This window comes from Trebonia sp., assembly GCF_049794275.1.
In the GTDB taxonomy this organism is placed as follows: domain Bacteria; phylum Actinomycetota; class Actinomycetes; order Streptosporangiales; family Streptosporangiaceae; genus Trebonia.
The window spans coordinates 1-3,693 of the sequence record NZ_JBARCR010000804.1 but is presented as its reverse complement, the minus strand read 5'-3'; the positions used below and the strand labels follow the sequence as shown (position 1 = coordinate 3,693).

Sequence of the window (3,693 nt, the reverse complement as noted above, 5' to 3'; positions counted from 1 at the left end):
CCGAGGAGCAGCGCCGCGCCGAGGAACTGGAGCGCCGTCTGCACGTTGACGAGCACGGGGCGGAGGTACGGGAACGCCGGGAACAGGACCGCGCCGAGGACCGCGAGGACGAGGAGTACCGCTCCCGCCACCGCCACTGACCCGCCAGGCCGTGCCGCCTCGACTTAGCGGCAGCACCTGAGACTATTTCTCGGCGGCCGGGAGTACGTGGGGCAACGCAACGGCGCGCGGATACCCGCCGATCTGCGCGTCCGCCGGGCATGTGGTGGCACGATCGTGCTCAGCACAGATCAGGCAGTCGGGGGCGGCTGAGTCGGCGATGAGTCCCCGGATGCGGTCACGCGGGCTGGTCGCCCTGTTCCTGCGGCTGAGCACCGCCGGGAGCTTTCTGGACTTGCAGGTCCAATTTTTGGGAAGCACGATTGCGGCATGACCTGCTCACGCCTGAGGGACAAGACAGCGCTGATCACGGGAGCGACTAGCAACATTGGACGGGCGATCGCGATCGAGTTCGCGGCCGAGGGCGCGCACGTCGTCGCCTCTGGCCGGAGCCCGCAACGGGGAGCTGAGCTCATCGAGGAGATAAAGGCGAACGGCGGCCGGGCCGAGTTCGTCCCCATGGACCTGGACGGAAGCGTGCAGGCCTGCAGCGCGCTGGCCGCCGAGGCGACCCGCCTGCTCGGCGGCGGCATCGGCATCCTCGTCAATAACGCCGGCATCTACCCTCGCACACATACGGCCACGACGGATGAGGCAACGTTTGACCAGGTATACGCGGTCAACGTGAAGACGCCGTACTACCTGACGGCCGCGGTCGCGCCGGCCATGGTCGAGGCGGGCGGCGGCGTCATCATCAATCTCGGCTCGTGGATCGCCCGGCTGGGCATCCCGAGCGCGCTCTACAGTTCTACCAAGGGCGCGATGGAGACGCTGACCAGGGCCTGGGCAGCCGAATTCGGCCCGCGCGGCGTGCGCGTCAACGCGATCTCGCCGGGGGTGGTCCATGAGCGGCTGCCCCGGGAAGCCGGCCCGCACCCTGGCGACGCCATGATGACAGGAACCCCGGCTGGCACCCCCGGTACCCCAGACGCGATTGCCCACGCCGCGGTATACCTGGCCAGCGACGAGGCCGCGTTCGTTCACGGCACCGTGATCGACGTCGACGGCGGCCGGACCGGCGTCGCCGTCATAGCAGCATAATCTGGACTGACGAGTCCAGTTCAGATGCAGAAGGTGCCATCATGCAGGGTGTTTTGACGCCGAAGGGGCAGGCGACGCGGGCGCGCATAGTCGAGGGCGCTGCGGAGGTGGTCAGGGAGCTGGGAGTAGGGATGGCGACCTTGGATGACATCCGGGCCCGGACAGGCACGAGCAAGAGCCAGCTCTTCCATTACTTTCCCGGCGGGAAGGACGCACTGCTGCTCGCGGTCGCCCAGTATGAGGCAGGCCGCGTGCTCGAGGATCAGCAGCCGCACCTGGGGCGCCTGGACTCATGGGAGGCTTGGCACGCGTGGCGAGACGCCGTGGTGGAGCGTTACGAACTCCAGGGAGACTTTTGCCCGCTGGGTGCTCTCTACCAGCACATCGGCCGGTCCACCCCCGGCGCGCAGGCCATTGTCACCGAGCTGATGAGGGAGTGGCAGGAGAGCCTGGCGGCTGGGATCAGGGCCATGCAGCGCAACGGCCACCTGCCGTTGTCACTCAACGTTGACGAGGCCGCCGCGGCGCTGCTCGCAGGGATCCAGGGCGGGGTGTCGATCATGCTGTCCACCGGCCAGTCCACGCACCTGCGGGCGGCGCTGGACTGGTGGATCGCACGGCTGCACGCCGCAAGCGGTGTCGCCCGCTAGGCGCAGAACTGGCTGCTCTGCGCACGCCAGACGGTCCATGCGGGGCGATTACGGGCCGCGCAGAGTCGGCAGGGAGGAAACAAATCGGCTCGCCATCGCTACCGACAGTGTGATCGGTACTCGATCGGCGCGCTCGCGCCTTGGGTCCGTCCGGGCGGTGCGGCCGGCTTCTAGAGGCGGATGACGGCCTTGCCGCGCAGCCCGCCATGGCGGAGTTCGTCCAGTATCTGCCCGGCGGCGTCCAGGCCGAAGGTGGACCGGATGCGCGCGGTGATTGTCCCGTCGGCGAGCATCTGCGCGACCGTGACGAGCCCTCGCGGTGAGATCAGGGGATTGGCGCTGGAGGCGTGGTTGTGTGCGGTGATCTGGCGCTGCGCAAACCAGCCTTCGTCGGCGGCGAAGATCGTGGAGACCAGGCGTCCTGCGGGCCGGATGATCTCGGCGTCGCGGCGGATGGCGTCCGGGTCGTTGACCAGATCCAGGACGGCGTCGACGCCGTCAGGGTGAGCGGCGCGTAGCGCATCGATCACGTCGCCGGCCTGGCTGTCGTACACCTCCTCGGCCCCCAGACGGCGAGCCTCGCCGGCGTCGCCGCGGACGGTCGCGATGACGTGCGCGCCGCGGGAGCGCGCCATCTGCACCGCGTAGCCGCCGACCCCGCCGGTCGCGCCCATCACCACGACCTGCTGGCCCGCGGTGACCTCCAGCAGGTCAATTGTCCGCAGCGCGGTGGTCGCCGGGATGGGCAGCGCGGCGGCCTGGTCGTCGGTCACGCCGTCGGGGATCCGGGCCACCGGCTCCAGCGTGGCCCCGGGTGCGGCCGCGGTGTACTCGGCGTAGGAGCCGTGTGTCCGTGCCATGCCGAAGACCCGGTCCCCGGCCTGCAGGCCGTGGTCTCCGGCCGGGACGCGTTCGGCCACGCCGGCGAAGTCGATGCCCACGACGAACGGATACGACGAGGCCGCGGTCAGCCGCCCCAGGAGGTTACTGTCCAGCGGGTTGACTCCCGCGAACCGCACCCGGATGAGAACCGTGCCATCGGCCGCCGGAACCGGCAGGTCGTGGACCGATGGCGGCTCGCCAAAGCTCCGGACGGCAAATGCACGCATCCTGACCTCCCAATCGGCACCCGTCCCGAAAATACCGCTGCCTCAGCGGCAGGCAACCCCGGGTGCCACGGCGGCCGAGCCTAGATAACCCGCCGACAGGGACCGCTGGCAGCCGCGCCAAGCCGCCAGCGCACCCGGTCACCAAGCGGCTACTGCGGCCGCCGATCACACTTCGTTATGGTTCTCGCGTGCAATGGATGCGAGAACCGCCTTATTGGACGGCTTTACCCATGTCTCCAGGCACTAGGTCCGCGACACAGATCGGGTCGCTCTGCATGGGATGGTGAGCGGTCGGCATGCGTTGACGTGGCCCGCTCCGGCTGGCGGGCCAGAGGCTTGGCAGCGCCGCCTGCCGCGGCTTCAGCGCGCATGCCTCACCCGGCACGGCAAGCAGCGCACCCGCGGCGCGAAGATCCTCCGGCAACGGCCCCCGCCCGGACATGACGCCGGCACCCCGACCAGAAGGTCTTCGGCCCGCCGGGTCCCGGCCAGCGCGGACGCGGGAACCCCGTGTGGGTGACACCGCATCCCACGGCCTCCCTTCTCATAGGCATCGGCCGCACGCGGGTACGGCCATGCGATGGCCACCGGCGGACACCGTCTCGGATTCCTCCCCGCGACCGTGACCAGACGACTGCCAGGCGGGATCTTTCACGTCTCAGCCAGGACGGCAGAATCCTGGCCCGCCCGCCGCTGCCACGACCCACATGAAGAAAGAGCATGACCGCGCACTC

General features: G+C 69.6%; 3 protein-coding genes. 2 read left to right on the top strand and 1 reads right to left on the bottom strand.

Going from position 1 to position 3,693, the window contains the following annotated elements:
* The first annotated feature begins 429 nt into the window (after positions 1-429).
* Positions 430-1,200: an SDR family NAD(P)-dependent oxidoreductase gene (locus WA805_RS21020; RefSeq protein ID WP_422286648.1), complete on the top strand. Its 771-nt coding sequence runs from the start codon at positions 430-432 to the stop codon at positions 1,198-1,200.
* Between the two features lie 41 nt (positions 1,201-1,241).
* Entirely contained in the window at positions 1,242-1,850 is a 609-nt protein-coding gene (locus WA805_RS21015; RefSeq protein WP_422286646.1) for a TetR/AcrR family transcriptional regulator, read from the top strand.
* A 170-nt stretch (positions 1,851-2,020) separates the two neighbouring features.
* On the opposite strand, the gene WA805_RS21010 is transcribed toward WA805_RS21015, so the two are convergent.
* A complete protein-coding gene (locus tag WA805_RS21010; RefSeq protein WP_422286644.1) occupies positions 2,021-2,959 on the bottom strand; it encodes an NADP-dependent oxidoreductase in 939 nt (312 codons plus the stop codon).
* Between the last annotated feature and the right edge of the window lie 734 nt (positions 2,960-3,693).